32 protein-coding genes and 1 pseudogene are annotated in these 26569 nt (G+C 46.9%); 19 read left to right on the plus strand and 14 right to left on the minus strand.

What is annotated here, in order from left to right; translation table 11 throughout:
• The first annotated feature begins 50 nt into the window (after nt 1–50).
• The 10 genes from ACVC9U_RS06665 to ACVC9U_RS06710 all read left to right on the plus strand — a co-directional run bounded on the left by ACVC9U_RS06665 (nt 51) and on the right by ACVC9U_RS06710 (nt 8537).
• Nucleotides 51–767, plus strand: a complete 717-nt coding sequence (locus tag ACVC9U_RS06665) for a response regulator transcription factor (protein WP_441390350.1) — start codon at nt 51–53, stop codon at nt 765–767.
• A complete protein-coding gene (locus ACVC9U_RS06670) occupies nt 754–1788 on the plus strand; it encodes a sensor histidine kinase (protein ID WP_075754050.1) in 1035 nt (344 codons plus the stop codon). Before ACVC9U_RS06665 ends, ACVC9U_RS06670 begins: the two co-directional genes overlap by 14 nt.
• Before the next feature lie 79 nt (nt 1789–1867).
• Nucleotides 1868–2788: a bacitracin resistance ABC transporter ATP-binding subunit BcrA gene (bcrA, locus tag ACVC9U_RS06675; RefSeq protein WP_023855962.1), complete on the plus strand. Its 921-nt coding sequence runs from the start codon at nt 1868–1870 to the stop codon at nt 2786–2788.
• Entirely contained in the window at nt 2781–3515 is a 735-nt protein-coding gene (locus ACVC9U_RS06680) for an ABC transporter permease (protein ID WP_023855961.1), read from the plus strand. The genes bcrA and ACVC9U_RS06680 overlap by 8 nt, the downstream gene beginning before the upstream one ends.
• A 121-nt stretch (nt 3516–3636) precedes the next feature.
• The gene (gene bcrC, locus ACVC9U_RS06685) at nt 3637–4248 is read left to right on the plus strand and encodes a bacitracin resistance undecaprenyl-diphosphatase BcrC (protein WP_075754052.1); all 612 of its coding nucleotides are present in this window, start codon (nt 3637–3639) and stop codon (nt 4246–4248) included.
• Between the two features lie 479 nt (nt 4249–4727).
• A complete protein-coding gene (locus ACVC9U_RS06690) occupies nt 4728–5216 on the plus strand; it encodes a hypothetical protein (RefSeq protein ID WP_023855959.1) in 489 nt (162 codons plus the stop codon).
• Nucleotides 5217–5331: 115 nt separating this feature from the next.
• Complete coding sequence (locus ACVC9U_RS06695) at nt 5332–5994, plus strand: ATP-binding cassette domain-containing protein (protein WP_023855958.1); 663 nt, start codon at nt 5332–5334, stop codon at nt 5992–5994.
• Nucleotides 5972–6937: an ABC transporter permease gene (locus ACVC9U_RS06700; RefSeq protein ID WP_095291528.1), complete on the plus strand. Its 966-nt coding sequence runs from the start codon at nt 5972–5974 to the stop codon at nt 6935–6937. The genes ACVC9U_RS06695 and ACVC9U_RS06700 overlap by 23 nt, the downstream gene beginning before the upstream one ends.
• A 242-nt stretch (nt 6938–7179) precedes the next feature.
• Nucleotides 7180–8139 (plus strand): type I pantothenate kinase, encoded by a 960-nt coding sequence (coaA, locus tag ACVC9U_RS06705; protein WP_441390355.1) that lies wholly within the window; start codon nt 7180–7182, stop codon nt 8137–8139.
• Between the two features lie 14 nt (nt 8140–8153).
• Nucleotides 8154–8537, plus strand: coding sequence for a VOC family protein (locus tag ACVC9U_RS06710; RefSeq protein WP_023855956.1), 384 nt, complete (start codon nt 8154–8156; stop codon nt 8535–8537).
• Between the two features lie 51 nt (nt 8538–8588).
• On the opposite strand, the gene ACVC9U_RS06715 is transcribed toward ACVC9U_RS06710, so the two are convergent.
• Both ACVC9U_RS06715 and ACVC9U_RS06720 read right to left on the minus strand, forming a co-directional pair.
• Nucleotides 8589–9827 (minus strand): MDR family MFS transporter, encoded by a 1239-nt coding sequence (locus ACVC9U_RS06715; protein WP_023855955.1) that lies wholly within the window; start codon nt 9825–9827, stop codon nt 8589–8591.
• Between the two features lie 84 nt (nt 9828–9911).
• A complete protein-coding gene (locus tag ACVC9U_RS06720) occupies nt 9912–10124 on the minus strand; it encodes a YqzH family protein (protein ID WP_023855954.1) in 213 nt (70 codons plus the stop codon).
• A gap of 275 nt (nt 10125–10399) precedes the next feature.
• On the opposite strand from ACVC9U_RS06720, the gene ACVC9U_RS06725 reads away from it, so the two are divergent.
• The 3 genes from ACVC9U_RS06725 to ACVC9U_RS06735 all read left to right on the plus strand — a co-directional run bounded on the left by ACVC9U_RS06725 (nt 10400) and on the right by ACVC9U_RS06735 (nt 12869).
• Nucleotides 10400–11662 (plus strand): Y-family DNA polymerase, encoded by a 1263-nt coding sequence (locus tag ACVC9U_RS06725; protein WP_023855953.1) that lies wholly within the window; start codon nt 10400–10402, stop codon nt 11660–11662.
• 15 nt (nt 11663–11677) lie between these two features.
• Nucleotides 11678–12016 carry a YolD-like family protein gene (locus tag ACVC9U_RS06730; protein ID WP_020452064.1) on the plus strand — a complete coding sequence of 113 codons (339 nt, stop codon included), beginning with the start codon at nt 11678–11680 and terminating at the stop codon, nt 12014–12016.
• 211 nt (nt 12017–12227) lie between these two features.
• Nucleotides 12228–12869: a FusB/FusC family EF-G-binding protein gene (locus ACVC9U_RS06735; RefSeq protein WP_075754058.1), complete on the plus strand. Its 642-nt coding sequence runs from the start codon at nt 12228–12230 to the stop codon at nt 12867–12869.
• Between the two features lie 51 nt (nt 12870–12920).
• Here the strand turns inward: ACVC9U_RS06735 and ACVC9U_RS06740 are convergent, their stop codons facing one another.
• From ACVC9U_RS06740 to nikA, 6 genes are read right to left on the minus strand one after another with little or no spacing between them, the layout of a single operon-like run.
• Nucleotides 12921–14249, minus strand: a complete 1329-nt coding sequence (locus ACVC9U_RS06740) for an MATE family efflux transporter (RefSeq protein WP_075754060.1) — start codon at nt 14247–14249, stop codon at nt 12921–12923.
• A gap of 15 nt (nt 14250–14264) precedes the next feature.
• Entirely contained in the window at nt 14265–15050 is a 786-nt protein-coding gene (locus ACVC9U_RS06745) for an ABC transporter ATP-binding protein (protein ID WP_020452061.1), read from the minus strand.
• Nucleotides 15050–15889, minus strand: a complete 840-nt coding sequence (locus tag ACVC9U_RS06750; RefSeq protein WP_075754062.1) for an ATP-binding cassette domain-containing protein — start codon at nt 15887–15889, stop codon at nt 15050–15052. The genes ACVC9U_RS06745 and ACVC9U_RS06750 overlap by 1 nt, the downstream gene beginning before the upstream one ends.
• A gap of 1 nt (nt 15890) precedes the next feature.
• Nucleotides 15891–16721, minus strand: coding sequence for a nickel transporter permease (gene nikC, locus ACVC9U_RS06755; RefSeq protein ID WP_103749511.1), 831 nt, complete (start codon nt 16719–16721; stop codon nt 15891–15893).
• Complete coding sequence (gene nikB / locus ACVC9U_RS06760; RefSeq protein ID WP_020452058.1) at nt 16718–17659, minus strand: nickel ABC transporter permease; 942 nt, start codon at nt 17657–17659, stop codon at nt 16718–16720. Before nikB ends, nikC begins: the two co-directional genes overlap by 4 nt.
• Nucleotides 17656–19185 (minus strand): nickel ABC transporter substrate-binding protein, encoded by a 1530-nt coding sequence (nikA, locus tag ACVC9U_RS06765; RefSeq protein ID WP_026579342.1) that lies wholly within the window; start codon nt 19183–19185, stop codon nt 17656–17658. The genes nikB and nikA overlap by 4 nt, the downstream gene beginning before the upstream one ends.
• A 269-nt stretch (nt 19186–19454) precedes the next feature.
• On the opposite strand from nikA, the gene ACVC9U_RS06770 reads away from it, so the two are divergent.
• Nucleotides 19455–19667 carry a hypothetical protein gene (locus ACVC9U_RS06770; protein WP_023855949.1) on the plus strand — a complete coding sequence of 71 codons (213 nt, stop codon included), beginning with the start codon at nt 19455–19457 and terminating at the stop codon, nt 19665–19667.
• A 148-nt stretch (nt 19668–19815) separates the two neighbouring features.
• Here the strand turns inward: ACVC9U_RS06770 and ACVC9U_RS06775 are convergent, their stop codons facing one another.
• A complete protein-coding gene (locus ACVC9U_RS06775; RefSeq protein WP_023855948.1) occupies nt 19816–20442 on the minus strand; it encodes an esterase/lipase family protein in 627 nt (208 codons plus the stop codon).
• A 556-nt stretch (nt 20443–20998) separates the two neighbouring features.
• Here ACVC9U_RS06775 and ACVC9U_RS06780 point away from each other — a divergent pair.
• Together ACVC9U_RS06780 and ACVC9U_RS06785 are read left to right on the plus strand one after the other, a co-directional pair.
• The gene (locus ACVC9U_RS06780) at nt 20999–21373 is read left to right on the plus strand and encodes an antibiotic biosynthesis monooxygenase family protein (protein WP_223254782.1); all 375 of its coding nucleotides are present in this window, start codon (nt 20999–21001) and stop codon (nt 21371–21373) included.
• Nucleotides 21370–22371: a bifunctional GNAT family N-acetyltransferase/GrpB family protein gene (locus ACVC9U_RS06785; RefSeq protein ID WP_146874510.1), complete on the plus strand. Its 1002-nt coding sequence runs from the start codon at nt 21370–21372 to the stop codon at nt 22369–22371. The genes ACVC9U_RS06780 and ACVC9U_RS06785 overlap by 4 nt, the downstream gene beginning before the upstream one ends.
• Here the strand turns inward: ACVC9U_RS06785 and ACVC9U_RS06790 are convergent.
• Nucleotides 22361–22558, minus strand: coding sequence for a CDGSH iron-sulfur domain-containing protein (locus ACVC9U_RS06790; RefSeq protein WP_043054379.1), 198 nt, complete (start codon nt 22556–22558; stop codon nt 22361–22363). The genes ACVC9U_RS06785 and ACVC9U_RS06790 overlap by 11 nt on opposite strands.
• Before the next feature lie 109 nt (nt 22559–22667).
• Here ACVC9U_RS06790 and ACVC9U_RS06795 point away from each other — a divergent pair, with 109 nt between their 5' ends.
• Together ACVC9U_RS06795 and ACVC9U_RS06800 are read left to right on the plus strand one after the other, a co-directional pair.
• A complete protein-coding gene (locus ACVC9U_RS06795; protein ID WP_020452052.1) occupies nt 22668–22991 on the plus strand; it encodes an iron-sulfur cluster biosynthesis family protein in 324 nt (107 codons plus the stop codon).
• A 13-nt stretch (nt 22992–23004) separates the two neighbouring features.
• Nucleotides 23005–23244: a YqkC family protein gene (locus tag ACVC9U_RS06800; protein WP_003183211.1), complete on the plus strand. Its 240-nt coding sequence runs from the start codon at nt 23005–23007 to the stop codon at nt 23242–23244.
• A gap of 22 nt (nt 23245–23266) precedes the next feature.
• On the opposite strand, the gene ACVC9U_RS06805 is transcribed toward ACVC9U_RS06800, so the two are convergent.
• Complete coding sequence (locus ACVC9U_RS06805) at nt 23267–24196, minus strand: alpha/beta hydrolase (RefSeq protein ID WP_043054378.1); 930 nt, start codon at nt 24194–24196, stop codon at nt 23267–23269.
• A gap of 141 nt (nt 24197–24337) precedes the next feature.
• On the opposite strand from ACVC9U_RS06805, the gene ACVC9U_RS06810 reads away from it, so the two are divergent.
• The gene (locus tag ACVC9U_RS06810) at nt 24338–24571 is read left to right on the plus strand and encodes a YqkE family protein (RefSeq protein ID WP_023855942.1); all 234 of its coding nucleotides are present in this window, start codon (nt 24338–24340) and stop codon (nt 24569–24571) included.
• A 41-nt stretch (nt 24572–24612) separates the two neighbouring features.
• Here the strand turns inward: ACVC9U_RS06810 and ACVC9U_RS06815 are convergent, their stop codons facing one another.
• From ACVC9U_RS06815 to ACVC9U_RS06825, 3 genes and pseudogenes are all read right to left on the minus strand, one after another.
• On the minus strand, nt 24613–25533 hold the full coding sequence (locus ACVC9U_RS06815) for an aldo/keto reductase (RefSeq protein ID WP_039072813.1): 921 nt from the start codon (nt 25531–25533) through the stop codon (nt 24613–24615).
• Nucleotides 25534–25606: 73 nt separating this feature from the next.
• A pseudogene (locus tag ACVC9U_RS06820) lies at nt 25607–25953 on the minus strand (DoxX family protein).
• Between the two features lie 5 nt (nt 25954–25958).
• On the minus strand, nt 25959–26564 hold the full coding sequence (locus tag ACVC9U_RS06825) for a TetR/AcrR family transcriptional regulator (protein WP_441390365.1): 606 nt from the start codon (nt 26562–26564) through the stop codon (nt 25959–25961).
• Between the last annotated feature and the right edge of the window lie 5 nt (nt 26565–26569).

Genomic DNA, 26569 nt, shown 5'->3' on the forward strand with positions numbered 1-26569 from the left:
GTGCTGCGGTGTGAACATCTATCAAGACAAAATAAAAGCGGGTGAACCAAGTGGAAACCATTCGAGTGCTCATAGCGGATGATGAAAAAGAAATCAGAGATTTATTGAAAACCTATTTAAAAAGAGAGTGTTATGAGGTTGACGTGGCAGTTGACGGAGAAGATGCGTTAAGGCTGTTTGAACAAAACCATTACCACCTCGTGATATTGGATGTCATGATGCCGAAAATCGACGGCATCGAGGTCTGCAGAAGGATGAGGAATCATACGAATGTTCCGATCCTGATGCTGACCGCCAAAGACCTTGAAGGCGATAAAATTTTAGGACTGTCCATCGGTGCCGACGATTATATAACAAAGCCCTTCAGCGTAAACGAAGTGCTTGCGCGGATCAAAGCCATGCTGAGGCGCTTTTTGGTCCTCGGCAGCGAAAGCCGCTCTGATGAACAATCGCTGATTCAATTTAAAGGATTGACCATCGATTTGAAAACATATACGGTCACCGCAGGCGGACAGGAGATCTCCCTGACGGCGAAGGAGTTTGAACTTCTGAAGTTTTTCGCCTCAAATCCGGGGCAGGTATTTACGAAAACGCAGCTGTTTCGAAACGCTTGGAGCGACCAATACATAGAAGATGATAATACGGTCATGGTGCATATCAGAAGGCTGAGAAAAAAAATAGAGCCGAACCCTTCCGATCCACAATTTATTCAAACCGTTTGGGGAATTGGCTATAAGTTTGTAGGTGAGAAAGATGCTGACCGATAAAAAGCTGCTGCTTCTCATTCTGCAATGTGCGGCGATTGCAGCACTTTTGTTCATCTATATGAAAACGGCTTCCTTTGGGGTTTTCAGCACAATGTTGTTTGTTTTTCTGTTTGCCGTTACCGCGCTGCTGTTTACGATGAGGCTTCGCTTCATCGATCGCTTAAAGCTGATCGAAACCGAGCTGAAGCGCGTGGCGGATGGAAATTTAAGAAGAAGATTGCTGGCGGAAGGCGGTCAGCCGTTTAATGAAATCATTTTTTCCATTAACGAATTGATAGAGCAGCTTGAAAAAGTTCAAATCAACGCCGCAAAATCGGAAGCGGCCAGAAAACGGCTGCTGTCTAATATTTCCCACGATATCCGAACGCCGCTCACATCAATTATTGGCTATGTTGATGCATTAAAAGACGGGGTCGCGTCTTCGGAAGAAGAGAAACAGGAATATCTCAATATCCTTTCTAAAAAATCCAACAGCCTCAAGCAATTGATCGATGAAATATTCAACATGGCGAAATTGGACGCGAATGAAGTCCAGTTGAAAACAGAGTTTTTTGACCTTGCCGAAGTCGCTAGGGAAACGCTGATCGACTTTTTGCCGGAACTGAAAAAACATGACATTGATTTGAATGTGCAGCTTCCGGAAAAGAAATGCTTTGTTATCGCAGATCGGCTCAGCTTGATCCGCGTGATCGAAAACATCGTGAGAAACGGCATTCATTATGGAAAAGAGGGAAAAGTACTTGGAATCGAACTGACGGAATCAGAACATGAATATCAGCTTCTCATCTGGGATCAAGGTCCGGGAATTCCGGAAAACGATATTGAAAACGTGTTTGATAGAATGTACCGCAGAGACCGGTCGAGAAGCCTTGATGACGGGAGCGGCCTGGGGCTTGCCATCGCCAAATCGCTCGTCGAAAAAAACCGCGGACGCATATGGGCACAGAGCGTCCCGTGGGAAAAAACGACGTTTGGTTTTTCGCTGCCTAAACAAAACCATCTCCAATCATTTAAGAATTAATTAAGAATTGGTTAAGAAGAAGTTAAATCCTTCTGTTTATGATGTAGTTATAAGGCGAGTGAAAGAGAGTGGATCAACTTTGAACACAATTATTAAAACGACGGATCTCACGAAAATGTACGGGCCGCAAAAGTCTGTAGACCATCTCAATATCAATGTAAAACAAGGAGATATATACGGATTTTTGGGACGAAACGGCGCCGGCAAAACGACGACGATCAGAATGCTGCTGGGTCTGATCAAACCGACCAGCGGGCAGATAGAAATTTTCGGAGAGAATTTTTTCAAGAATAAAAAAGAAATTTTAAGAAGAATCGGATCTATCGTGGAAGTGCCCGGCTTTTACGCGAACTTGACGGCAAGGGAAAACCTGCTGATCAATGCGAAAATCATAGGTATCCATAAAAAAAATGCGATCGATGAAGTATTGGAGATCGTGGGCCTGCAGCATGAAACGAAAAAGCTCGTCGGCAAGTTTTCCTTGGGCATGAAACAAAGGCTGGGAATTGCAAGAGCCTTGCTTCACTATCCGGAGCTGTTGATACTGGACGAGCCGACAAACGGCTTGGATCCGATCGGGATCAAAGAAATGAGAAGACTCATTCATTCTCTCGCCAAAGAAAGAAACATCACCATCTTTATATCAAGCCACATTTTGTCTGAAATCGAACAGCTCGTCGATCATGTCGGGATCATTCATGAAGGAAAACTGCTTGAAGAAATTCCGTTTGACCATCTCAAAAAAAGAAACCGCAAATATCTGGAATTTCAATTATCCGATCAAAATAAAGCGGTCGTTCTGATGGAACAGCATTTTGATATTCATGACTACGAAGTTCACCAGGACGGGATCATCCGGGTATACTCCCATTTGGGCCAGCAGGGAAAGCTCAATAAATTGTTTGTCGAAAACGGAATAGACGTATTGAAGATTGCGATGAGCGAAGACAGTCTTGAAGACTATTTCGTGAAGTTGATTGGGGGCGGGACGATTGGCTAATTTGCTATATACCGAATTGCTGAAGCTTAAGCGGTCACAGATGTTTCTTGTCAGTATCCTGGGAGCGGCGGCAGCCCCTTTCATCTGTTTTATATCGTCTTTGGCTAAAAAAGCCAAGTACCCTGATGTACCGATTCGCTTCAGTGAGACCTTTTCCGATACCAACCTGTATATTGTGCTTTTGATCGGAGTCCCGTTGTATGGCGTGATTACATCATATTTATTCAATCGGGAATACGCTGAAAGCACGCTAAAGAATCTATTGACGATTCCTGTTTCAAGAATCAGCCTGATTGTCAGCAAATTGGTTCTGCTCCTCATTTGGATCATGATGCTGACGTTGATTGCCTGGGTGCTGACGCTGCTGTTTGGGCTGATCGGCCAGTTTGAAGGGCTCAGTTCGGCGGTTTTAATAGATGGGTTTAAACAATTTATGATAGGCGGGGCACTTCTTTTCTTCCTGGTCAGTCCAATTATATTTGTGACACTGCTGTTTAAAAACTACGTGCCCACCATTATCTTTACAATCATTATATCAATGGTCAGCATTATGGTATACGGCACGGAGTACAGCGCTTTACTCCCCTGGTCGGCGGTATGGGTGATCGCTTCGGGTACGTTCTTTCCGGAATATCCGCCCGAATATTCTTTTATCAGTGTTGCCGCCACAACCGTTCTTGGATTAGCCGCGACAATCGTTTACTTTAAAAAAATCGATATTCATTGATGCAGGAGGAGTCTAAAGGAATGTGCAACACATGTTTGTACATTCCTAATCCCGATAAAGGCTTATTGCACAATTTTGATGGATATATTTAGGATAAAAGTATAAAAAAGGAGAATGGAACATGTCTTTTTCAGAATTAAATATTGATGCTTTTCGTTTCATTAATGATTTGGGAAAAGAGTATTCGATGCTGAATCCGGTCGTTTACTTTCTGGCCGAATATATGATGTACTTCCTCGCGTTGGGTCTTGTCGTTTATTGGCTGACCCGGACGACAAAAAACAGATTGATGGTCATTTATGCAGTCATCGCATTTGTGATTGCCGAAATTCTTGGGAAAATCATGGGCTTTCTGCATTCCAACTATCAACCGTTTGCCACGCTTCCGAATGTCAACAAGCTGATAGAGCATGAAATTGACAATTCGTTTCCGAGCGACCATACGATTTTGTTTTTTTCAATCGGCTTTTTATTCTTCCTGTTTCACAAAAAGACGGGCTGGCTGTGGCTTGTGCTTGCGTTTGCCGTAGGCATTTCCCGCATTTGGTCGGGCGTTCACTATCCGCTCGATGTTGCGGCGGGAGCCCTTCTTGGCGTGTTGTCAGCTCTGTTTGTATTCTGGACAGCACCGAAGCTGTCATTTATTCATCAAATGCTGTCCCTTTATGAAAAGGTGGAACACCGGATTGTTCCTTCCAAAAGCAAATCGAACGATAAATCGAAGAACTTTTAAAGGATGAGGCTGCCTTGGATTTAAGCAGCCTTTGCTATGTGCACTCACAAATAAACGATCGGCTTCTTCATCCTCCAAATCGAAGGCGGTTCCCGACAGACCGTCTCCATGAAGGTAGACAGTCTGTCGGGTGCTTTGTTTTTTTGTACGAATAACAGCTGTAGAATCGCTTTCCAGGTATATAGGTTCCTCTTCTTCCTCCTTTTTTCATCCCCATTATAAAAGATGCGGGCTACCCATGACGAAAATTCCAAATAATAGGAATTGAATATAAGTAAAAATATGGTATAATATCAATTACATAGGAGGTGATAATTTCCAATAGGTAATGATAAAATGGTCCATTCTGCTAGAAATCTATTTTTTTATCCATTAAAATGAGAGAACTCGGACCTTAAATTGTTTTGGATGCGGCAGTAGCTTATGGATGGCAGCTGAAGACGTACATACGAATTATCAAAAATACGGAGGGAAACGAAATGAAAAAAGCGATTTTAGGGTTTTCTTTGTCTGCGGCGCTCCTGGTTCCATCCTCATTCGCTGCGGCTGCTGGGGACGGGCAGCTGACAAGTGAGCAAAAAGAACTGCTTGAAGCCAAGACAGAATACGTGCAGTCACTTCCTGAACAGGCATCTGTCCAAAGCGGTGTGACGGCATATGCAGGAAAAAGGCTCACAATTAAAAGAGGAAGCTTCCTCGCTTGGTCGAAAGATTATATCGACTGGTACTACAACGGCAAAAAAGTATCGAAAAGCAGCGGATCGCAGGATGTCGGCTACGTCTTTCCGAATGTCGTGAGAGCAAAAGGGATTAAAAGGTATTACAAGTCTTCAGGGCTTCACAAATGGAGAGCGAAAAAAACGCTGAGCTTCGGGACCGTTACACCGTGGGGAGATGTTGAATTCGCCAGCTCAACCTTTACAGACAGAAGGTGGGTCAATAAAAAAGGAAAATACGGAAACGATTAATTTGCCGTAAGCCATTTCATACAACGCTGCTAAAAGACTATTTTGAAATTAATGGCAGCGTTGTATAATGGAGAATGTTGCAACACCATCCTGATGCAAGAAAGGATTTTTTAAATTGATCAAAATCGATGACCTGACGAAATCTTATGGAAGCAAAAAGGTATTCAACCGTCTCAACATGAATATCGAAAAAAACAAAGTCACCTTCCTGATGGGGGAAAACGGCGCCGGGAAAACGACGCTCTTGAAATGCCTGCTCAAGCTGGAACATTTCGAAGGCGGCATTCTGTACGACGGAGAGCCGCTTGAAGCCGTCAGGAGCAAAGTGCACGTTATCTATGACGATTCCCCGTTTTACGATCATCTGAGCGGATATCAAAATATTAAACTGTTGATCAATAAACCTGCCGGCAAAGAAGAGCTGGAACAATTATCGCAAAAGTTCCTCGGCCGGGCGCTGCTGAAAAAAAAGGTTAAGACCTATTCATACGGACAAAAGAAAAAGCTGGCCTTAATGATCGCTGCATTAAACAAACCGTCATATTTGTTTTTGGATGAGATATCAAACGGGCTTGACTACCGGTCCATGATGGAGCTTCAGGCGCTGATCAATGACTGGTCGAGCAGGATGACGATTGTTGCCGCCGGCCATCAGTTTGAGTTTTATTCTTCAATCGTCGATCAATTATACGTGTTGAAAGACGGTTCAGCTATCCACATAGACAATTTTAAAACGAATGGAGCAGAATTGGGCGATGTCTATAAAGAATATTTATAATATTTTCAAAAAAGAGCTTGCATTTCAATCATATTCTAAAATGCTCGTCATGTTATTGCTTCCTCTATTATTCATTTCATCCGGATACATATATGTACATTATAAAAATACAATTGACAGCTATCAGCAGTTTAAAAAGACTGAAGACGAATATAAAGAACTCGGCATCGATATTAAGCAGGCGCTGGCGTCGCCCGTCAAGGTGAAGGAAGGGGAGCTGAAAAGCGAGGATGGCGACGGAGAGATCGTCGAAAATATTTTAAGGTTTGACTATGAGAATTTCGTCTTGTCCCTCCATCATCTGGAGCCCAAGCAGTCGGTTATCATGACGCTAGAGCTGATGGGCTTCATCATTTTTCCCTTGGCTTTTACGCTGTATGCCATCTATATCTCCTCTTACGACATCAGGTTCAAGACGGTGAAAGTGAAAGCTGTCAGCCATGATTGGAAATCCGTTCTGCTGGCCAAACAGTGTTCAGTTTACATGGTGATGGCTGCCGCCGTGATCGCCGTTGTATGTACGGCATATGTGTCAAGCTTCGTCTTTTATTCCCTGGCTTCAAGGGCCATACCGGTCGGCGAGTTCACAATACCCGCTGTTTCAAAAAGCAATATCCCGCTTCAGCTCGTTGTCGTTCTGGCGGTCAGCTTCATTTTTTCGACGGTCGGATTTTATTTGGGCGTCCTCTTCAGAAGCTTTATTACGCCTGCTTTGCTTTATATCGTTTACAGCCTGCTTATCCCTGCTTTGGGGAGATTCGATTTGAAAAACCTGCTGTCTAATCTCGGGCATGCGGTTTTCAGTTTCAGCGGCGGCTTTAAACTGTTTACACCGGTGAAGGTGGACATGATTCCGGTCGTCATCATTTTAGCCGCATCCATCGGCTTGCTGTCTGCGGTTACTTATTATATGGCGCACAGGCAAAGCAAATATGTCGTTTGAAAAAAGAGCGCAGGCACTTGCGCTCTTTTTTTGCAAGCGACGGATGCTCGTTGGCTCAGGTTTGGCAGGCGAGTGTCAAATAGTTGGAACAACAGAATCTGCCGTCTCTGGATGAGGCGGTTGTTTTGATTGAAACCTTGTTCCTCGTAAATATTCGGAAAATTCTATATAATAATAAAGCGGTCTCAGAAATTCATGCACTTTTTAGTAAACAGCTTTTGAACAGAGGGCAGGTGAGTATAATGGCGAATCAGGATTTGAATTTGCACACGTTATATACGAGTCATACCCGCGATGCCTGGGCAAATCTCGGCGGGCATATGGCGGTAGAAATGACCGAAGAGGAAGTAAAAAGGCTTGAAGGTTTAAATGACTATCTGTCTTTGGAAGAAGTCGAAACCGTTTATGTTCCGCTGGCGAGGCTGCTTTATTTACACCGGACAACTCAATATGAACGGAACACCCGGGTGAACGGTTTTTTGAACCATCCTCACGCGGCCAAAATTCCGTTCATCATCGGGATTGCCGGAAGCGTCGCGGTTGGAAAAAGCACGACGGCCCGCATCATTCAGACGGTGCTCTCGCGTTTGCAGGAACGGTTGAAAGTCAGTCTGATCACAACTGACGGTTTTCTTTATCCCAATGCGGTGCTGACAGAAAAACAGATGATGTCGCGGAAGGGGTTTCCGGAAAGCTATGATGTCAAAGCATTGCTTGAGTTTTTAAACGATTTAAAATCCGGCAAGAAAATCGTTCGCGCACCCGTTTATTCCCATTTAACGTACGACAGATTGGAAGGGGTTTACGAAACGGTTGAACAAGCGGATATCGTCATCATCGAAGGCGTCAATGTGCTGCAGACGCCGACGATCGAAGACGACCGGACAAAACCGCGGGTTTTCGTTTCCGATTTTTTTGACTTCTCAATTTATGTGGATGCCGAAGAAGACCTCATTATCAAATGGTATCTTGAACGCTTTCGCATGCTCAGAGAGACGGCATTTCAAGATCCGAGTTCTTATTTCCATAAATTCAAAGACCTTGCGGACGAAGAAGCGGACCATATGGCAAAGTCAATATGGGAGACCGTCAACCGTCCGAATTTGTATGAGAACATTCTGCCTACAAAATTCCGGTCTGATTTAATCTTGAGAAAAGGCGAAGGCCACAAGGTGGAAGAGATTCTCGTCAGACGGGTGTAGAAGAGGAGGCTTGCATGATCCATCATATTGAACTGTATGTTTCAGATTTGGAAGCGTCGAAGCGCTTTTGGGGCTGGTTTCTCGGAGAGCTCGGCTATGAGGTTTTTCAACAATGGGAAGACGGGATCAGCTGGAAAGCAAACGGCGCCTATCTCGTGCTTGTGCAGGCGAAAGAGCAGTTTGTCAAAGCAGGTTATCACAGGTGCCGCGTCGGTTTAAACCATCTTGCTTTTTACGCGGCATCCAAAGAACAGGTCGACGAAATGACAATGAAACTGAGGGAGCGTGGATGCCGCATTTTATATGAAGACAGACATCCGTTTGCCGGCGGAAGCGGGCATTATGCCTTGTATACCGAAGATCCCGACCGCATTAAAGTCGAACTTGCGGCGCCTTGAGGCGGGCGTCCGCCGGAAGGCCGGCCTTTGACCGAGCCGGCCTGTTTTCAATTAATGCTGCATCGTTTTTTTCGAACTTAATTTGACTTTTGCTTCATCTATTTTGAGCTTCCGGAAGGCTGCCACCAGGAAAGGAACGCCGCAAATAGTGACAGCAGACAGGATTGCAAAAGTGAAAAACGGCTTTTCCGCTCCAAAGGCGTCCAGCAGCATTCCCCCCGCCCAAGGGCCGATCACGCTTCCCAGCTGGGTGAAGCCTATAGCCCCGAAGTAAGTGCCTTTCAGCTCAGGCCGGGCAATCCGGTCGACCAGTAAATCCATCATCGAAAAGAGAAGCACTTCCCCGATCGTAAACACGATAATGATCAAGACGATGGACCATAGATCGTGGAAAAACGAGAGGCTGAACAGGCTTCCGCTAATCAGCACATTTCCGGCAATCAGCGATAAAATCGGTGAAAACCGTTTGGCGATATGTACGATCGGGTACTGTACGACAAGCACGGCCAAGGCATTCAGCGTCAGCATCATACCGAACACTTTCGTCCCGTCTTCGATGAACGGGCTGGCCGCCATGTATTGTGCGAGCGTGGATGTGAAGTGGGAATACCCGAATAAACAAAGAATCGAACCGATTAGTGTAATCGTAAATACCCGGTCTTTTTTTGTCACCTCCAGCGCGTCCCGCACTTTTATACGCTTATTCCGCTCAGTTGCCGGTACGGTGTGGTGTTTAAACTGAATGACCAGCACCGCCGCATAAATAAAATAAATGAAAGCCGCAATGAAAAACGGCAGCGTCGTTTTCGAAGATCCGAGGTACAGGCCTAAAAGCGGACCAAAGACGACGCCGAGGTTGATCGCGGTATAGCGGAGATTAAAGACGAAAAGGCGCGTTTCGGGTTTGGATACGTCTGAAAGCAGCGCTCTTGAAGTCGGTTCAAACAAAGCGCGGCATAATCCGTTTAAGGCATTCATGACAAAGAATGTCCAGACATGATCGGCGAGCGCGAAACCGGCGAACACGAATGTCCAGCCGAAAATCGAAACGAGCATGATGGTTTTCCGGCCGAACCTGTCTGATAAGTACCCGCCGTAAAAGCTTGCCGCAATTCCGATCAGAGAGCTCGCTGCAATAACGGCGCCGGCAAAGCCGGAAGAGGCGCCTTTCACTTGTGTCAAATAAATTGCTAAAAAAGGGATGCTCATGGCTGTGCCCATACGTCCGAAAATGGTTCCGACAATAATGGTCCAGCTGAGCGGGTGGATGTTCTGCCATTTTTGTTTCATGATAAACTCTCCGTTACGTTTTTATTTGTTTATCATACATGAAACAAATGGCGGTGAATAGAGGAATTTCTATATGCTGGGTGATCAAAAGGAGAACAAGCCTTGATTTGTGACATAATCATAGATGACATCTTCGATATGGGCATGCAGCCCCTCATTCGGTTCCTCGATCCGCCTTTCCTGCAAAGCCAGCTTCAGGATTTCTTTTTCGCCGGGGCTGAGCGGATCGGTTGCAACATTGCGTCCGTACTGCTTCAGCGCCTGTCCGAGCATTTTTTCAATCAGTTTCTCATCCATTTGTCTTTCTCCTTTAGGAGCGCTTTTTCTTTTATCTTACTAGGAAAAAACGAGGTTCTCAAGGGAGCTTTCAATTTGAGCCATTAAACCGGATGCGGCAGCATTCCGAACTGGAATGATCCGCCATGTCACCTTCTTTCCAAAGAAGGTGTTTTTTGTTGCTTTCAGCCAGGATTTTCTTTGGATAAAATTACGCCTGGAAATCGAACGTATATTCGGAGTATAGTATTCATACACTAATTGTGCGAACATCAGTTCTTTTTGGAGGGAGAGAGATGGATTACGGTCAATATCCGTCGCGTTCGGTTTTGTGCGTTGATATGCGGAGCTTTTATGCAAGCTGTGCCGCAGTCCTGCTCGGACTTGATCCGATGACTTGCCTGCTGGCGGTTGTCGGAAACACGGAGCGGCAGGGGAGCATCGTTCTCGCTGCTTCTCCGGCTCTGAAAAGAGAGTTCGGCGTGCAAACGGGAACAAGGCTTTATCAGCTGCCGGATGATCCGCGCATCAAGCTGGTCAATCCAAAGATGGGGCTGTTTGTCCGTGTTTCTACAGAGCTCACCCGGCTGTTCTGCCGCTATGTGCCGCCTGATGCCATTCATACGTACAGCGTGGATGAAAGCTTTATTCAGGTGGACGGTGTTGAGAGCATGTGGGGAGACGCCCGAACGATTGCGATGAAAATTCAAGATGATATGGAAAGGGAGTTTGGCCTTCCCTGTGCTGTCGGAATCGGACCGAATCTGCTGATGGCAAAGCTGTGCCTTGACCTTGAAGCGAAAAAATCAGCAGACGGAGTGGCCGTTTGGGGCTACGAAGACGTGAAAACGAAGCTGTGGCCGCTGTCTCCGCTGCGCCGCATGTGGGGAATCGGCTCCAGGCTGGAAAAGACGTTAAACCGGATGGGGATCTTTACAGTCGGTCAGCTGGCTCACTATGATCTCAAGCGGCTTGAGAAAACATTCGGGGTGATGGGAAACCAGCTCTATTATCACGCTTGGGGCATCGACCTTTCAGCGATCGGAGCGCCGCTCTTGGAGGGGCAGGTCAGCTATGGAAAAAGCCAGATTTTGCTTCGCGATTATCCGAATCCGGAGGAAGTCAAGCATGTCATTCTTGAAATGTGTGAAGAAGTGGCCAAAAGGGCGCGCGCCCACCGCCAGGCGGGCCGGACCGTCAGTCTTGGCGTCGAATACAGCCGCGATGAGCTTGGCGGCGGGTTTTACCGTTCAAAAACAATGGAAAGCCCTTCAAATGTCACCCTTGATCTATACCATACATGTCTGGCATTGTTCGAGCGGTTTTATGCCGGCAAAACGGTTCGGAAAATTTCCGTCTCTTTGTCCAATATTCAAGACGATACCAATATGCAGCTTGATCTTTTTCGTCCCGATCAGGAAAAGAAGCGGCAGCTCGGGTACGTGATGGACGGCATCAGAGAACGGCACGGATCAACAGCGCTTTTGCGGGCCGTTTCCTATACAAACGCCGGGACGGCCCGGCTGCGGTCAAAATTGGTCGGAGGCCATCAGGCATAGAAAGGAGAATCATTTATGCTTCGCGACAGAGGCAGTATCAAATGGGTTTCCATGATGCTGCCTGAGCACGTGGAATTGCTCAGGGAATATCATGAAAGCCTTCAAAAACTCAAAAAACCGATCCTGGATGAACAAAAATATGAAGAATTTAATGAAATCATTTGTGAAGCGATGGCAGAAAACAGAATGTTGCAATTTGCCTATTATCGGCAGGGGGAAGTGAAAACGCTGGCCGGCCGGATTCACTATGCCGACGCCCTGAAAAGGGAGCTGCGGATCGTAAGCCGGGCGGATGAAATATGCATTTTAAAGATGGAGGATATCATTGAGATTGAATACGATTGTCGTTTATAATAGAATCAGTATTCGGAGGTGGATAAAATGGTAAATGACATTCATTTGCCGACTGCAGCGTCTCATGCAAAGCCTGTTATCTTGAAAGGCGATACTTTGCATGAGGCGGGGTTATCAACAAATCGCCTAAAAAAAGCAAGGTATCATTTCTGATCATCCGGCTTTGCACCTTATTTTTAAATATAGATCCATAAATAAGGAGCTGGCAGAAATGAAGACACCTTTTATCAGAAATGACCAATATAATTTTATTAAGTTTCAAACGGACAGCCTTGTTCAGGGACATGCGAACATCAATGACGAAAACGTACTTGACGCTTTGAAATGCAATGCGCTCGATCAAGTGTTCAACCTGTTTCCTGATCTCAGCAGCGATCAAAAGTCTTTGCTGCAGAAGATGGCAGAAGTGGAAGACAGCGGTGAAACGATGCGCTTTTTAGCCGAATTAAAGCCTCATGTCATTCCATTTCAGCGTATAACAGTAAAAACCGCTAAAAAGCTATTTTCTAAAGTGAAGAAGTTAAAGACGCCCGATTTTGAACAGATGGATTTCAGCGGATATTCCTACCTGGGATGGAATGATGCAGGATCAGGCAGAAAGTACATGATTGTGGATGCCGGCGGAAAGCTGACCGGAATACACGGCACCATCAAATCCAGCAATAAAAAAGGAATCTGCGCGATATGCAACAGGACCGAAGAGATCGGACTGTTCATGGCCCGGGTGAAAAGCGGGAAAGAAACCTATACAGACAGAGGCAATTATATTTGCTGTGACAGTGAAACATGCAATCAAAATGTGATGACGCTGGATCATCTGAACCATTTCGTCGCACAATTAACGAAAGAATAAACGAGAACCCCCCCGGCTAAGCTTTAGCCGGGGGGTTTTATGATTTGGCTTTTAGCCTGCCTCTTTCGCAGCACTTCGCTCTCCGAAGAGACGGGTGGTCAGCCCGGGAACAGCCATACATAAGAATACGGAACGTCCAAGGCTGAATAAAAGAAAAGCGAGCCACAGCCCATGGTTTCCGAAAGCGGGCACAGCGGTAAAAAAGGCGGCCAGGAAGACGAGAACAGCCAAGAACATTGAATTTCTGACCGGGCCTATTTCAGTCGCTCCTGTAAAAATCCCGTAAAAAACGAGTCCAAAACTTGCGGCCAAAGGAAAGAGAGCGATCCAAATATCGTAGGTTTTCGCTGCTTCCAAAACGCTTTCAAGCGGTGTAAACAAGGGAAGGATTACACCTTTCAAAAGAAAGTAGCCGACTGAAAGCAGCGCGGCCGAGATCAGCGACCACTGGATCGAAAGGGAAAGCGTACGGGAATAAAGTTCCCGATCCATTCTTCCAACGGCTTTCCCGGCAAAAATGCTCGATGCATTGGCAAATCCGTCAAACACATAAGCCATCATATAATGAATTTGAATTAAGATCGCATTTGCGGCCAAAACTTCAGCGCCGAAGCCGGCTCCTTTAGCCGTAAACAAATTAAAAACTGTTAAAAGGCACAATGTCCGAATCAATAGATCGCGGTTGACAACCATCATTTTTTTAAACGGTTTCGGGTCGAACAAAACCTTGACGGACGGCAGCTTAAACCGCATGGCGGCATTCGTTTTCACAAGCCAGCAGCCGATCAGGCAGCCCGTCACTTCCGCAATCAAAGTGGCTAGAGCGATGCCGTATACTTCCATGTGAAAGACGTAGACAAAAACGATGTCAAGCACGATATTCAAGACGTTCATCGAAATCTGCAAAAGCAATGTCACTTTGATAAGGGACATTCCCATCAGCCAGCCGAGAATGCAATAGCTGATTAAAGCAAATGGAGCGCCCCAAATCCTCAGCGAAAAATACTGCGAGGCGAATTCAGCGGTATGGCGGTCAGGCTGTATCAGCGTCAGCGCTGCGTATTCAAGCGGTTTTTGCAAGAGAATGAACATCAGTCCGGCAAAAAACGCGATGCAAACAGGCCGGGCAAGAGCCAAAACGCTCTCTGATCTGTTTTGGGAGCCGAGCGACTGAGCAGCGAACCCCGATGTGCTCACCCGCAAAAAGCCGAGGAGCCAATACATCGTATTAAAAATCATCGTTCCGACTGCAACACCGCCGATGTAAGCAGGGGAGGAAAGCTGCCCGGCTACCGCCGTATCGACCGCCCCCAGCAAAGGAGTGGTGATCGTTGAAATGATCAGCGGAACGGCGAGTGCTAGATAATGTCTGTGATTCATCTCTTATGACCCCCCTTAGGATTCAAACACCTGAAGCAGCTTTTTGGCATATGGGTGCCTTTCGGCAGAAAAAAGCTCTTCTTTTTTAAATTGATCGGCAATCTGCCCGTCTTTCATGACCATGATGCGATGGCTCATAAAGTGGACAGCGGCCAGATCATGGGAAATAAACAAATAGGAAAGCCCCATATCATCCTGCAAATCTTTGAGGAGGTCGAGGATCTTCGCCTGACTGGTGACATCCAGGCTTGCCGTAGGCTCATCAAAGATGATTAAAGACGGGTGAGTGCTGATGGCTCTGGCGATTAAGGCCCTTTGGAGCTGCCCGCCGCTTAATTCATGCGGATAGCGGTCAAGGAGGCTCGAGGGAAGGCCGACCATTGAGAACAGACGCTCAGCCGTCAGACGGCGGCTGCCTTGGAAGTCCTTTAAAAATGGCGGTATGTCTTGTTTGGAAACATCAAGCGGCTCCATAACTGAATCGATAATATTGAGCTTTGGATTCAATGATGCGGCCGGATTTTGAAAAACAGCCTGCAGCTTTCGGCGCAGTCTTCGGGTCTCTTTTTTGTTTATGCCGGGAAGCGGATGTTGATGAAGCCGAATCTCTCCGTGATCGATTTTTTCGAGCAGGAGAAGGCAGCGCGCGAGGGTGCTTTTCCCGCTGCCGCTCTCGCCGGCGAGCCCGAGGCATTCGCCTTTTCGAATGGAGAACGATACATTGTCAACCGCTTTGTGGCCGCAAGCGTAATGTTTTGTCAGATTGCTGACAAAAAGAACGGTTTCTGCTGAATGGGTCATCACGCACCTCCTGTTCCCGCCAGCGCCGCTTCCTTTGTTTCAGGCGCGGCTGTCAGCCTCGGCGGAGGATTTTTCAGCGGCGGGACGGCTGCGAATAAACGTCTTGTACATTCATGTACCGGTTGTCTGATTAAATCAGCGGTTAAGCCGCTTTCGACGATTTCTCCGTTTTGCATGACAGCGGTTTGATCGGCGTACCTTTTGACAAGCCGGAGGTCATGAGTGATAAAAAGGATGGCGCAGTTTGTTTTGGCGCGCATCACGGTGAGCTGTTGCAAGACGTCCGCGGCCGTGATGCTGTCTAAAGCCGTTGTCGGTTCGTCTGCGATGAGAAGCTTCGGGCGGAGCACCATCGCTTGAGCGATCGCGGCCCTTTGGAGCTGCCCGCCGCTCAATTGAAACGGGTAGCTTTCATATACTCTGTTTTCCGGCAGAGAAACCTCCCGAAAAGCGCGGAGAATCGCTTCTCTTCGCTTGTTTTTAGACCAATCGGTATGCGTTTTGACCATTTCGTCAATTTGTTTGCCGATCCGTATAAAAGGGGTGAATGCTCCGTGACAGTCCTGAAAAATACAGGCGATATCCTTTCCGCGCATGCGTCGGAGCGCTTTGCGGCCGGCTTGAAGCATCTGGCGGCCCTCAAATATCACATCTCCGCCGGACACCGTTAGTCCGTCCGGAAGCAGCCCGGCTATGGCCGAAGCGGTCAGGCTCTTTCCGCTGCCGCTTTCCCCGAGCAGCGCGAACCATTCCCCTTCATGGATCGAGAAGGAGGCATTTTTGACAATGGTGTGCTGTCGGGAGCTGATTGATAAGCCCTCAATGGATAACATCGGCATGCTAAGAAACTCCTTTCTTGTGTTTAACGTCAAACCTGTCCCTTAAACGATCACCGTACAGGTTGGACAACAGAACGATGAACATGATCGCAAGACCGGGAATCACCATAAGCTGAGGCGCATGCAAAAAGTAATGTTTTCCGTCATTCAGCATGGCGCCCCATTCCGGGTATGGAGGCTGAGCACCCAGTCCGATATAGGACAGGGCAGCAATCATTAACACCGTTTTTCCGATATCAAGTGTCGCAAGTACGGAAACGTTGCCGAGAACATGGGGCAGCAAGTGCTTTTTTAAAATCGCCCCGGAGCCTAAGCCAGTCAGCTCGGCCAAGGCGATGTAATCTTTTTGTTTTTCCGAAAACACCGTGCTGCGGATCAGCCTTGCATAGCCGACCCATTTGACAGCGACAACGGCTAATATTAAGTTCATCAGACCGGGGCCAAGCAAACCGCTTAAAACAATCGCGACAATATAGTCCGGAAACGCCATGACCGCGTCAACGATTCTCATGATCATCCGATCCAGCCGTCCGCCGAAAAAGCCGGAGACAAGCCCGACGGGAACGCCTATGAAAACGGAGATCAGAATCGCGGCCAAGGCGGTGCCGACCGTCGCTTTCGCACCGGCGATCATTCGGGAAAATATATCTCTGCCCAAATGGTCTGTCCCGAGCCAGTGCTGCAAGCTGATCGGCTGGAGACGGTTGGCCATATCTGTGCGGAGCGGATCGAACGGCAAAAAGAAGGGGACGGTGAACAGCGCCGCGGAAAACAGCAGCACGAACCACAGTCCTGTTTTGGTTCGGAATATAAGTTTGACGTTTTTTCTCATCGGCGTCCAGCCTCCTTTAAGCGAATTTCCGGATTGAGGTACCGATAGGAGAGGTCGACCAAAAGATTGATCAGGACAACCGTGATCCCCATGAAAAGAATGTACCCCTGAATGATCGGATAATCACGCTGAACGATGGCGTCAACGACAAGCTTGCCGACGCCGGGATATGCAAACAGGACTTCAATAATCACCGTGCCGCCGAGCAGGCTGCCGAGGCTGACTCCGAATATCGTGATGACAGGGACAAGACAGTGGCGAAACGCGTGAAAGAAGAAAATTCTCGCCTCGCTGATACCGCGCGCCCTGGCTGATCTGATGAAATCCTGACCAAGGCTTTCGATCAAGCTTGACCGTACAAGGCGGACATAAACGCCCGACATCGCGATCCCGAGCGTGAGAGAGGGGAGAATCAAATGTTTAAACGTTCCGGCTCCCATCGACGGCAGCCAATTCAGCCTGACGGAGAAGAGATCGATCAGTATCAATCCGAGCCAAAAGCTTGGGAGCGCGGCTCCCACTAAAGCGAGCAAGCGGCCGAGATGATCGATCCACCGATCCCGGTATAAAGCGGAAAGCGTTCCGACCGGCACGGCGATCAGCAGCATGACGAGAAGCGATGCGCCGGTCAGAAGCAATGTCGCCGGGAATTTCCGGCTGAGCTCGTCGATGACGGGTTCGTGTGTTGTATAGGATTTTCCCAAATCAAATTGGAAAAAGCGTTTAAACCAGTTCCAATATTGAATATAAACCGGTTTGTCCAAACCGAGCTCCTCTTTGAATGCCTCGATCTGCTCGTCTGTTACCGCTACATCATCTACGCGAAGCATCTGTTTCACCGGATCACCGGGAGCCGCTTTCATAAATACAAAGCTGATAAACGAAAGCAGGAATAAGAATAGAACCAGTTCAAACAGCCGCTTAGCGATCTGCTTCATTTCGTTTTCACATCCAAATCTTTCGTCAGCATATAATACTCACTTTTGCTCGTTTCCCAATTTAATACACCGTCTCGGTATGCCGTGATGTTTTCGGGAGTGACGATAAAAGAGTTCAATGTCTCCTTCTCGATCAATTCAGCTGCTTTTTTAGCAAGGCGGTCTCGCTTCTCTTTGTCGATTGTGCGGTTGAATTCCTCAATCCATTTGATCAAGGTTTGATTTTCGATGCCGCTGTAGTTTAAAGCGCCATTCGGCATATAGGCGGTGTTCAGCAAATAGCCGGCATCGCCTCTGGGCGCGGTCATCGAGCTGTATGTCGCCAAATCCCAATCATCGTTCTTCGCCAAATACTCATCGATATTTTCGACTTGTTGAATCTTAATCGAAATGCCCAGTTCCTTCGCATTTGATTCAAGAATTTGTGCGATTAAAGGCAATTCCGGACGAGACTGATAGGTTAGCAGTGTAAAAGATAAGGCTTGTCCGTCCTTCACGGCTTTGCCGTTTTCAAGCTCGTAGCCGGCTTTTTTCAGCTCAGCTTTTGCCGCTTCCAGTCCGCTCGGCTTTTGAACCGTACCGGCGGAAAACGGGAAATCCGCTAAGAAAGGTCCGTCTGCCGGCTGAGCATGCCCGTTCAAAATGCTTTCAGCGATTTCTTTGCGGTCCAGTAATGCGTCGAAGGCGCGGCGCAGGTGACGGTCAGCGAAATGATCCTTCTTTGTATTGTAGAGAATCTGGTGAACGCGCAAGCTCGGCACCGAATCAACGGTAATCGATGAATCTTTTTGAATTTGGTCAATATCCTCCACGCTCGGTCTGTAAATAATGTCGGCATCTTTTGATTGGAGAGCCATGACGCGGGCGTTTGCGTCTTCATTAAACGAAAATGTGACGTGCTTCAGCTTCGGTTTGCCGTCCCAATAATCGTCATACCGTTCTAACTCTATTTTATGGCCGGCCTCAAAAGAGGAAACTTGAAAAGGGCCCGTCCCAACGGGCTGTTGAGAAATGTTTGCTGCGCTGACGTCAATGATCGATGTGTTTGGATGAACCAACTCTGAAGGGAATTCGGGAAAAGGCTCCTTTGTTGTAATCGTCAATGTTTGTCCTGCAGCTTTGATTTCTTTAATTTTTAAGGCGTTATTCATCGCTTTGCTCTCGCGTATCGTCCGTTCTAAAGACGCTTTTACCGCTTTGGCATCCGCTTTTTTGCCATTTTGAAACGTCAGATTGTCTTTAAGGGTGAAGACCCATGTTTGTCCGTCTTTACTTTCCCAATCCTTGGCAAGCCAAGGTTCGATGGAAAGGTCAGCGCTGATTTTGACGAGCGTTTCGCTGATGCCGGCGCGGACAGCCGTATAATTGACATCGAGATTCGGGTCAAGGGTTTGACTTGGAATATTGAAAAGAAAGGTGAGTTTCTTCTCATCACCTTTCGCTGAGTCAGCGCCTCCGGCGGAGCAGGAAGCGAGAATGAAGAGAAAAACAATCGGTATGATCATGCGTTTTGCTATGTAAGCCATCGGTTAATACCCCCAAGTAGTAATGATTTCGATTTACCCTCATTATCATAGGGGATATTTCCTTTGTTGTAAAGGAATGTTTGTTCGTGTTTGACGAAAGTGCGTGGACAAATTTTTCGGAGCCCGGCCAGCTTTTCCATATAAAATAGGTCTGCAAAAAAGAAAGCGCGAATAATTTGAAACAAGGGAGTTAATGGAACGATTTACAGGGGAAAAAAATATGCTGTTAATAAGATGTTCAAACAGCAAGTGAAAGGAGCCATAAAGCGATGATGATTACAGTAAAAATACGCCATACCGCTGAAACCGAAGGCACAGACATAGGTGACTTCACTCCTGCTGAACTCGAAAGCATCGTCCAGACGATCAGAAAATACGGAGCTTGGCTTTCACCTGATGCCGACGCAGATGATTATAAATTTACATTCCAAGACGCTAAATACAATCTCGAACAAAGAGTCTTTGAAATCATTGTGGAATAATCATATATCGACGGGGTTGACGGACACTGAATGAACGATCGGAAATGGCGTTTATTTAGAGTCCTTTTTATTTTTGCCGGGCGGGAAGACAGTCCCGATAAATGAGGAGGAGCCTTGAAGAAATTTAGCTCTTCAAGTTCCTTCACTTTTACTTCCCGTTGACGGTCAAACCGTCTTTAATCAAGGCATTCACTTTGCTGCTGAACAAAAGGCCGACATGGCTTACGCCTGAGATTTGCACATTGTTTGCACCACCAAGTTTGGAGAGGCTGTTTAAGACGATATAGTCGCTTGTGCTGTAAATCGAAGTGTATGAGATTTTGTCATTCGGAGCGATTCCCTGAGGCGCCGTGTTTGTAACCAGCCGGTTAGCACCCCCAAGGGTAACGACATGTCCGACTTTATCTGCTCCGTCCAGATTTTTAATATAATAGAGCGTATTGGCCCCGCCCATGCTGTGGGCGACAATATCGACTTTTGATGCTCCTGTTTGATTCAGCACATGCTTGATGTATTCGGATAATGTCGGCGCATTGATTTTATTATTTCCTGTTTTATCGATAAAGTTGATGGCGTAAAGCTCACTGCTTGTCCAGCCTTGAGATTGTAAATACGATTTAATGCCGATGAAGTTATAATTGGCTCCGCCGATGCCGTGAACCATGACGACCGGATTGTGGGAAGCGGCGGAAGCTGTTGAAGGCCGGCATGAAAATACGGACACAACAGACAGCATGCAAATCAATAGAATAGATAAAAATGAATGGCGACGCATTGTTTCTCCTCCTAAAAAAGTAATAAGTTCACAACAACGACAATTCTATAAAACGAACATATGAAAACGAAGTGTAAAATTATCTATTTTTTACACTCGGAAAAAGAGCAGTATATGAAACGGTTTTTTGCCGCTGGGCGCGCCGGTATCCTATGGGGCAAGGTGAGTGAAGCTTTTCAGGGAGATGGCAAATCGATTTGTGCTGTTGAATTAGAACTAAGAAATTACTCCCATTCATCTACTGACGTATTAAAATGGTAAATTGGGAGCGGGAAACGGTATAATAAGGAAGCATATCCATTGCTTAGTTGCAGAACATTTGTGCCGATGGTCAGGTATAATGTTGAAAGGAGAGGTTAGATTTTGATGAAAACATGTGCATTGAAAACAATGTGCCTGTGCTCTCATGTGCAGTTTTTTTCCGACTGCAAAGCGGTCCGCTGCATATCAACAAAGTGTTGATTGCTTATCAGCGGAAAACGGGATTTTCGTAAAAAAAAGACGTTTCGAATGATGACAGACCGGATCAGGATCAAGTCCTGTTTACCAAAGGGGGATGAACATGATTTCAAAAACGCCGGAGCCGCCGTATTACGCAGTGATTTTCACATCGGTCAGAACGAACGGGGATCATGGCTACAAAGAGACGGCTGCGAACATGCTAAAGCTTGCCGCAGCACAGCCAGGCTTTTTAGGAGCAGAAAGCGCAAGGGACATGAACGGAAAAGGAATAACGGTTTCCTATTGGGAAAGCCTTGAGGCGATTGAAAAATGGAAGTTTCACAGCGAACACCGGCAGGCGAAGGAAAAAGGCCGAACAAAATGGTATTCTGACTTTGCCGTGCGGGTTGCAAAAGTTGAAGCCGCAAGGATTTCGGAGCGGCCCGGCCGGCCCCCGTCAGATGGCACCGGCGGGGAGGAAATGCAATGATTCAATTGTTAAATCATAAAGACCCGCACACGGCCCGCCGCATTGTAAATGTTCAAAGGCCGGCTTATGAAAAAGAAGCGGAGATTATTCAATTTCAGGGCATTCCGCAGCTGAATGAAACAGCTTTTGATGTGATGGATTCCCGTGAAACTTTCATCGGCTGGTTTGAGGGAGGAGAATTAGCCGGAATCGCTTCCTTTATACATACAGCCGAAAAGCTGACGATCTGCAGGCTGGTCGTTCATCCCGTCCATTTTCGAAAAGGGATTGCGATGGCATTGCTTCGTTATCTATTGATGGAGAAGGAAGCCGAAGCGTTTGAAGTGACGACGGGAGCGGAGAATGAACCGGCAAAAGCGCTATATCAGAAATTGGGATTTTCCGAGATTGAGCAGTATGAACCTGAAAAAGGAATTGTTCTTTCAAGACTGACGCTGAATGCGCCGAGAAAGGTGAAAGTCGTCTCCTATCAAGAGGAGTGGAAGGGCGAATTTTTCAAAGAAAAAAAGCAGCTTGAAGCGCTTTTCCAGAATGAAGTCTTGCATATTCACCACATTGGAAGCACGTCAATTCCGGGGATGAGCGCCAAGCCTGTCATTGATATCCTGATCGAAGTAAACGATCTCGGCTCCGCCGCCCGCTTCGAAAAGGAGATGAAAATGCTCGGCTATGAATCGAAGGGGGAAAACGGAATTCCGGGGAGAAGGTTCTTTCAAAAAGGAGGACGGAAGCGTACACACCATGTCCATCTGTATGAAAGCGGGCATCCCGATATCAGGCGGCATCTCGCGTTTCGGGATTATTTAATCTCGCATCCGGAGCGGGCCGAAGAATATGCTGCTCTGAAGATGAAGCTGGCGGAGATGTTTCCGCTTGACATGGCAGGCTATGTTGACGGCAAAAACGGTTGGATAAAAGAGACTGAGCGCTTGGCTGAACAATGGGAAAAGGGAGGGGAGGACAGGACAGGTAAAGCCCCCTCCTGTTTCAGGCTCTGACACAAGAGTCAAACGTTCCTTTGTGGCTTCCGTCACAGTAAGGCATTTTCAGCGATTTTCCGCATCTGCAGAGCGAAAAAGCGGGTTTTTCAGGGAACGGGTTTCCTTCCATATCGATCAATTCGACGTCTCCCGTGACCCGGAAACCGCCGTTGTCCATCACTTTAATCTGCACTTTTTTGGGCATCATTCCACCTCCGAATCCCTTCATATTTATGCCTGACAGTCGGAAACGATGCGCTTTTTCCTGCTCCTGTGGTACAATGTCCGTAAACGAAATAGAGAAGGATGATATCATGCAGCTTGAAATCACTGCACAGGCAAAACAAGCCATTCAACGGGCAACAGAGCCTTATCCTGATAAAAAGATCCAGCTTCGCTATGATTCCGAGGGCTGCGGATGCGCGGTCAGCGGCGTGCCGGTTCTGTGGCTGACGGACGAATTATCGGGAAGTTGCGAGCCCCTTGAGACAAACGGGCTTCCGATTTATATTCAGTCATCGCAAAAAGTCTTTTTTGATGAAGCGATGACCATCGACTATTATGAGAAGGCGGGTGCCTTGATGCTGAAAAGTCCGGCACAGGTGCTTTCTCCCAGAATGAGTATTTTAGTGAAATAGGGTGGCGTTCGATTTGAATCAAAAGGTAAAATCTTTAAAACAAACCGCTCAAAATAAAACATGGGCGTCCTTTTTACATCAAAATCATCCGTATACACTCCTTCATTGGTCAATCGGAGGGACAGAGTCCGTCAAAAAGGATGTCTGGCTTCTTCAGGATGAAATGACTTTTGAAACAAAGGAATTCGATACAATTGAGACGGCCATCTCTTGGATCGGCGATCATATGAGCGACATTACGGATATTTTGTAGCACAAAAGAAGGCGGACGAGACTTATGCTCGTTCGCCTTCTTTACGCCGATTTGTGATCTCTTGAAGAAAGTCCCGCACCGTGTTTTTATAGCTGTTTCTGTTTTGGGTATAGCTCATCGCGTGCGCACCTTTTTCAGCGATATAAAGCCTTTTCTCCCCCGGCTTCTTCTCGTAAAGCATTTCGCTCGATTCAGCCGGGATATAGTCGTCGTGTTTGCTGTGAATGAACAGCACCGGTTTTTTGATCTTCCCGACGACGGATAAAGGGGAGACATCACCGATGCGGTAGCCGTCCCGCCATCTCAAAAAGAGGCTGGCAAGCGGCAAAATGAAAGCTCCCGGAAGATGAAAATCTTCTTTCAGCCGGTAAACGAGCTGATCCTCAAATGTGGCAAACGGACAGTCGGCCACGTAAAAATCAGCGTCGGCATCGTCCATTCCCGCGTAAAGAAGCGTCGTGACAGCGCCCATCGATTCGCCGTGAATGCCGATCAGCGCGTGTTCGCCGTGTTTTTCCCGAAGCCAATGGACAACCGTTTTCAAATCGTTTTTTTCATAATATCCGTAGCTCGTTGTTTTTCCGCCGCTTGTGCCGTGCCTTCGGTGGTCATATATGACGGCGTTCCAGCCGAGATCAAGAAACAGATTCATATATTTGATCGAATTCAGCAAATTCATCGTCACCCCGTGGCAGATAATCACGGTGTTTTTCGTTTTGTGCGGATGGACGTAGTATCCTTTAATATTGTAGCCGTAAGAAGAAGGGAGGTTGATTTCTTCTTTCGGGAGAGCGGCAAAAGCTTTTTCGTCATAATGGCCGTCAGCCGTTTCCCGCTCGATAATGTATTCGTCTGTCCGTTTTTTAATGTACATGATTTGATTCGTAAAATAGATTCCGAGCGCGGCAATAAACAGCAAAACCGCCCCGATAGCAGCCAGCCAAATCAACATCTGATGTATTCTTCCTTTCTTAAATGCTTCTCACTTTATCATACCACACAACGATTGGCATTTGCCGAGAGAGACGGCTTGCCTGAACTTTTAGATTCCTGATAAACTATCATCACAAACAGGGAGAACGGAGGACAGGATATGGGAAAGAAAAAACAAGACCCAAATGCCCGGCAGCTGCTGAAAGATGCGCTCGCCGACGATTTGAAAGATAAACTTCAGCAAATGAAGAGCGAATTGAAAGAGGAGGACGAAAAAAGAAAAGAGCGTGAGAAAGAACGGCTCATCAAGGAAAGACAAGAAAGGGAAAAAAATAAAAGCTTTGAAGAGCTCCTCAACGAAAGCGGAATTGACGACTGGAAGAAGTATAAGTAAGAAAGCCCCGTCTGATCAAGAGACGGGGCTTTCTTATTGCTTTATTCGCGATGTGCAGTGTACACGCCGCGTTTTGTATAAAAGCGGAGTGCTTTGATTTCCTGTTCTGTCAGACCGCGTCCGCCGACAGATTCAACGTTTTCCCGAAGCTGGGAGATTTTGCTCGCTCCGGGGATGACCGCTCCGACAGCCGGCTGGGCGAGAATATACTTCATCGCGGTTTCGGTCGCGGATAAATCAGGCGCCGTTTTTTCAATGTCCGCTTTTGTTTTAACGAGTTCATCGTAGGAATACGATAAATAGCCGTTTTTCTTGATCGCGGCGTTTGCATCTGACAGAGGTTTTTCTGTCAGAATCCCTTTTGCCAAAGGTCCTCTTGCAATCACGCTGATTCCATGTTCTTCAAGGAGAGAAAGCCATTCCTCAGGCCGTCTGTCCAACAAGCTGTATTGCATCATGACCGTGACGATGTTTGATTTTTTGATGTATTCCTTAATGACGTTCGGCCGAATTGAAGAAATGCCGTAATGGCGGATGACGCCTTCCTGTTTTAATTCTTCAAAAGCTTCGATCGTTTCGTCGATATTGTCTTCAATTGTGCCGCCGTGCAGCTGATAAAGATCGATGTAGTCGGTTTGCAGCCGCTTTAAGCTGTGCTTGACGGCTTCTTTTATGTACGCTTTCCGGGGATCCCAGAACCAGCCCGGTTTTCCTTCCTCCCAGCGGTTTCCTGCTTTTGTCGCAAGGATCACGTCTTGGCGCCTTGATTTGATTGCTTCACCGACAATCTCTTCGTTGCGTCCAAAATCGTACAAGTCGGCAGTATCCAAATAATTGATGCCAAACGCCAAAGCTTCATCCAAAATTGACAGTGCGTGCTTTTTGTCTGTTCCGAGAGACATGCAGCCGAGGCCGACTTCACTCACCTGTAAATCGGAATGTCCGAGCGTCCTTTTTTTCATAAGCTTCACTCCTTTTTTTCTTACTTTGAACGTAATACAAAGGAGCGAAGTTTTCAACCCATCGGCATCGGAATCAGAAGTACAGCTCGAAGATGATCACGCTTAGGGCGCAAATCAAACAAACCGCGGCAGGGATGGCCGTAAAAAAAGCTGCCGCGCCCGGAATAGGTGGGCATGAATGGCGCCTGTCATAAGCAGGGAGAACAACAGCCCCGAGCCGACAGCCAGATGCACATTCCAAATCCCGGCGATCATGCCGAGCGCTCCGGCGATTTCAAGAAATCCTGTTACTGAAAGAAACCACAGCGGGTATTGATAATGGCGCCAATGTTCCACTTGAAAAGGAACGTGCATCGCCTTGATTACGCCTCCGATCAGCATAAATGCCGCCAATCCTGCTTTTACGAAAATAAATGCCACCATGTTCACTCCGTTTCTGGATGTTGCGGATTAACGAGCATCCCGTGGATCAAAAGATCCGTGATTTGTTTTGCGAGACTTGAGGAGTCTTTTGATCCGTCAAGCAAATAGATATCGGCAAGGTGCTCAATCATGCCTGTCAGGCATTCGGCAACGGTCTCCATTTCCAGGCCGGACCGGAAGTAGCCAAGCTCCTGCTCTGCTTTCAAGTTTTCTTTCAAGGCCAGTGTTAAATCTTTTTTCATTTCATATGCTTCCGAGCTGAGAAAAAAACCGATGCGGGTCAAATCCGGGTCCTCTGCCAAAAAACGAAATACAGCCTCTACAGCAGCCGTTACCCGTTTTGATACGTGTTTTTTCTCGATTCCTTCTTCTAAACGAAACGATTCGATCAGATTTTTTAAGTTCGCGTGAAAGCCATTGATCAGCTCGTTATAGATGGCGCCTTTGCTTGGAAAGTATAAGTAGAAAGACGGCTGAGTCAGCCCCGCTCTTTTGACAATCGTACTTACTTTCGTCTCATGGAATCCCCGGTTTGCAAATTCGTTTGCAGCAACTGTGAGCAGCCGCTTCCGGCTTTCTTTACCTTTGCGTCCTTTTTCATTTCCCACATCCA

This window comes from Bacillus sp. GM2, from assembly GCF_056155945.1.

Coding starts and splice junctions, on each gene's coding strand:
- ACVC9U_RS06670 (WP_075754050.1), top strand. CDS start 754: ATGCTGACCGATAAAAAGCTGCTGCTTCTCATTCTGCAATGTGCGGCG.
- bcrC (WP_075754052.1), top strand. CDS start 3,637: ATGTCTTTTTCAGAATTAAATATTGATGCTTTTCGTTTCATTAATGAT.
- ACVC9U_RS06690 (WP_023855959.1), top strand. CDS start 4,728: ATGAAAAAAGCGATTTTAGGGTTTTCTTTGTCTGCGGCGCTCCTGGTT.
- ACVC9U_RS06700 (WP_095291528.1), top strand. CDS start 5,972: ATGTCTATAAAGAATATTTATAATATTTTCAAAAAAGAGCTTGCATTT.
- coaA (WP_441390355.1), top strand. CDS start 7,180: ATGGCGAATCAGGATTTGAATTTGCACACGTTATATACGAGTCATACC.
- ACVC9U_RS06710 (WP_023855956.1), top strand. CDS start 8,154: ATGATCCATCATATTGAACTGTATGTTTCAGATTTGGAAGCGTCGAAG.
- ACVC9U_RS06715 (WP_023855955.1), bottom strand. CDS start 9,827: ATGAAACAAAAATGGCAGAACATCCACCCGCTCAGCTGGACCATTATT.
- ACVC9U_RS06720 (WP_023855954.1), bottom strand. CDS start 10,124: ATGGATGAGAAACTGATTGAAAAAATGCTCGGACAGGCGCTGAAGCAG.
- ACVC9U_RS06725 (WP_023855953.1), top strand. CDS start 10,400: ATGGATTACGGTCAATATCCGTCGCGTTCGGTTTTGTGCGTTGATATG.
- ACVC9U_RS06730 (WP_020452064.1), top strand. CDS start 11,678: ATGCTTCGCGACAGAGGCAGTATCAAATGGGTTTCCATGATGCTGCCT.
- ACVC9U_RS06735 (WP_075754058.1), top strand. CDS start 12,228: ATGAAGACACCTTTTATCAGAAATGACCAATATAATTTTATTAAGTTT.
- ACVC9U_RS06740 (WP_075754060.1), bottom strand. CDS start 14,249: ATGAATCACAGACATTATCTAGCACTCGCCGTTCCGCTGATCATTTCA.
- ACVC9U_RS06745 (WP_020452061.1), bottom strand. CDS start 15,050: ATGACCCATTCAGCAGAAACCGTTCTTTTTGTCAGCAATCTGACAAAA.
- ACVC9U_RS06750 (WP_075754062.1), bottom strand. CDS start 15,889: ATGCCGATGTTATCCATTGAGGGCTTATCAATCAGCTCCCGACAGCAC.
- nikC (WP_103749511.1), bottom strand. CDS start 16,721: ATGAGAAAAAACGTCAAACTTATATTCCGAACCAAAACAGGACTGTGG.
- nikB (WP_020452058.1), bottom strand. CDS start 17,659: ATGAAGCAGATCGCTAAGCGGCTGTTTGAACTGGTTCTATTCTTATTC.
- nikA (WP_026579342.1), bottom strand. CDS start 19,185: ATGGCTTACATAGCAAAACGCATGATCATACCGATTGTTTTTCTCTTC.
- ACVC9U_RS06770 (WP_023855949.1), top strand. CDS start 19,455: ATGATGATTACAGTAAAAATACGCCATACCGCTGAAACCGAAGGCACA.
- ACVC9U_RS06775 (WP_023855948.1), bottom strand. CDS start 20,442: ATGCGTCGCCATTCATTTTTATCTATTCTATTGATTTGCATGCTGTCT.
- ACVC9U_RS06780 (WP_223254782.1), top strand. CDS start 20,999: ATGAACATGATTTCAAAAACGCCGGAGCCGCCGTATTACGCAGTGATT.
- ACVC9U_RS06785 (WP_146874510.1), top strand. CDS start 21,370: ATGATTCAATTGTTAAATCATAAAGACCCGCACACGGCCCGCCGCATT.
- ACVC9U_RS06790 (WP_043054379.1), bottom strand. CDS start 22,558: ATGCCCAAAAAAGTGCAGATTAAAGTGATGGACAACGGCGGTTTCCGG.
- ACVC9U_RS06795 (WP_020452052.1), top strand. CDS start 22,668: ATGCAGCTTGAAATCACTGCACAGGCAAAACAAGCCATTCAACGGGCA.
- ACVC9U_RS06805 (WP_043054378.1), bottom strand. CDS start 24,196: ATGTTGATTTGGCTGGCTGCTATCGGGGCGGTTTTGCTGTTTATTGCC.
- ACVC9U_RS06810 (WP_023855942.1), top strand. CDS start 24,338: ATGGGAAAGAAAAAACAAGACCCAAATGCCCGGCAGCTGCTGAAAGAT.
- ACVC9U_RS06815 (WP_039072813.1), bottom strand. CDS start 25,533: ATGAAAAAAAGGACGCTCGGACATTCCGATTTACAGGTGAGTGAAGTC.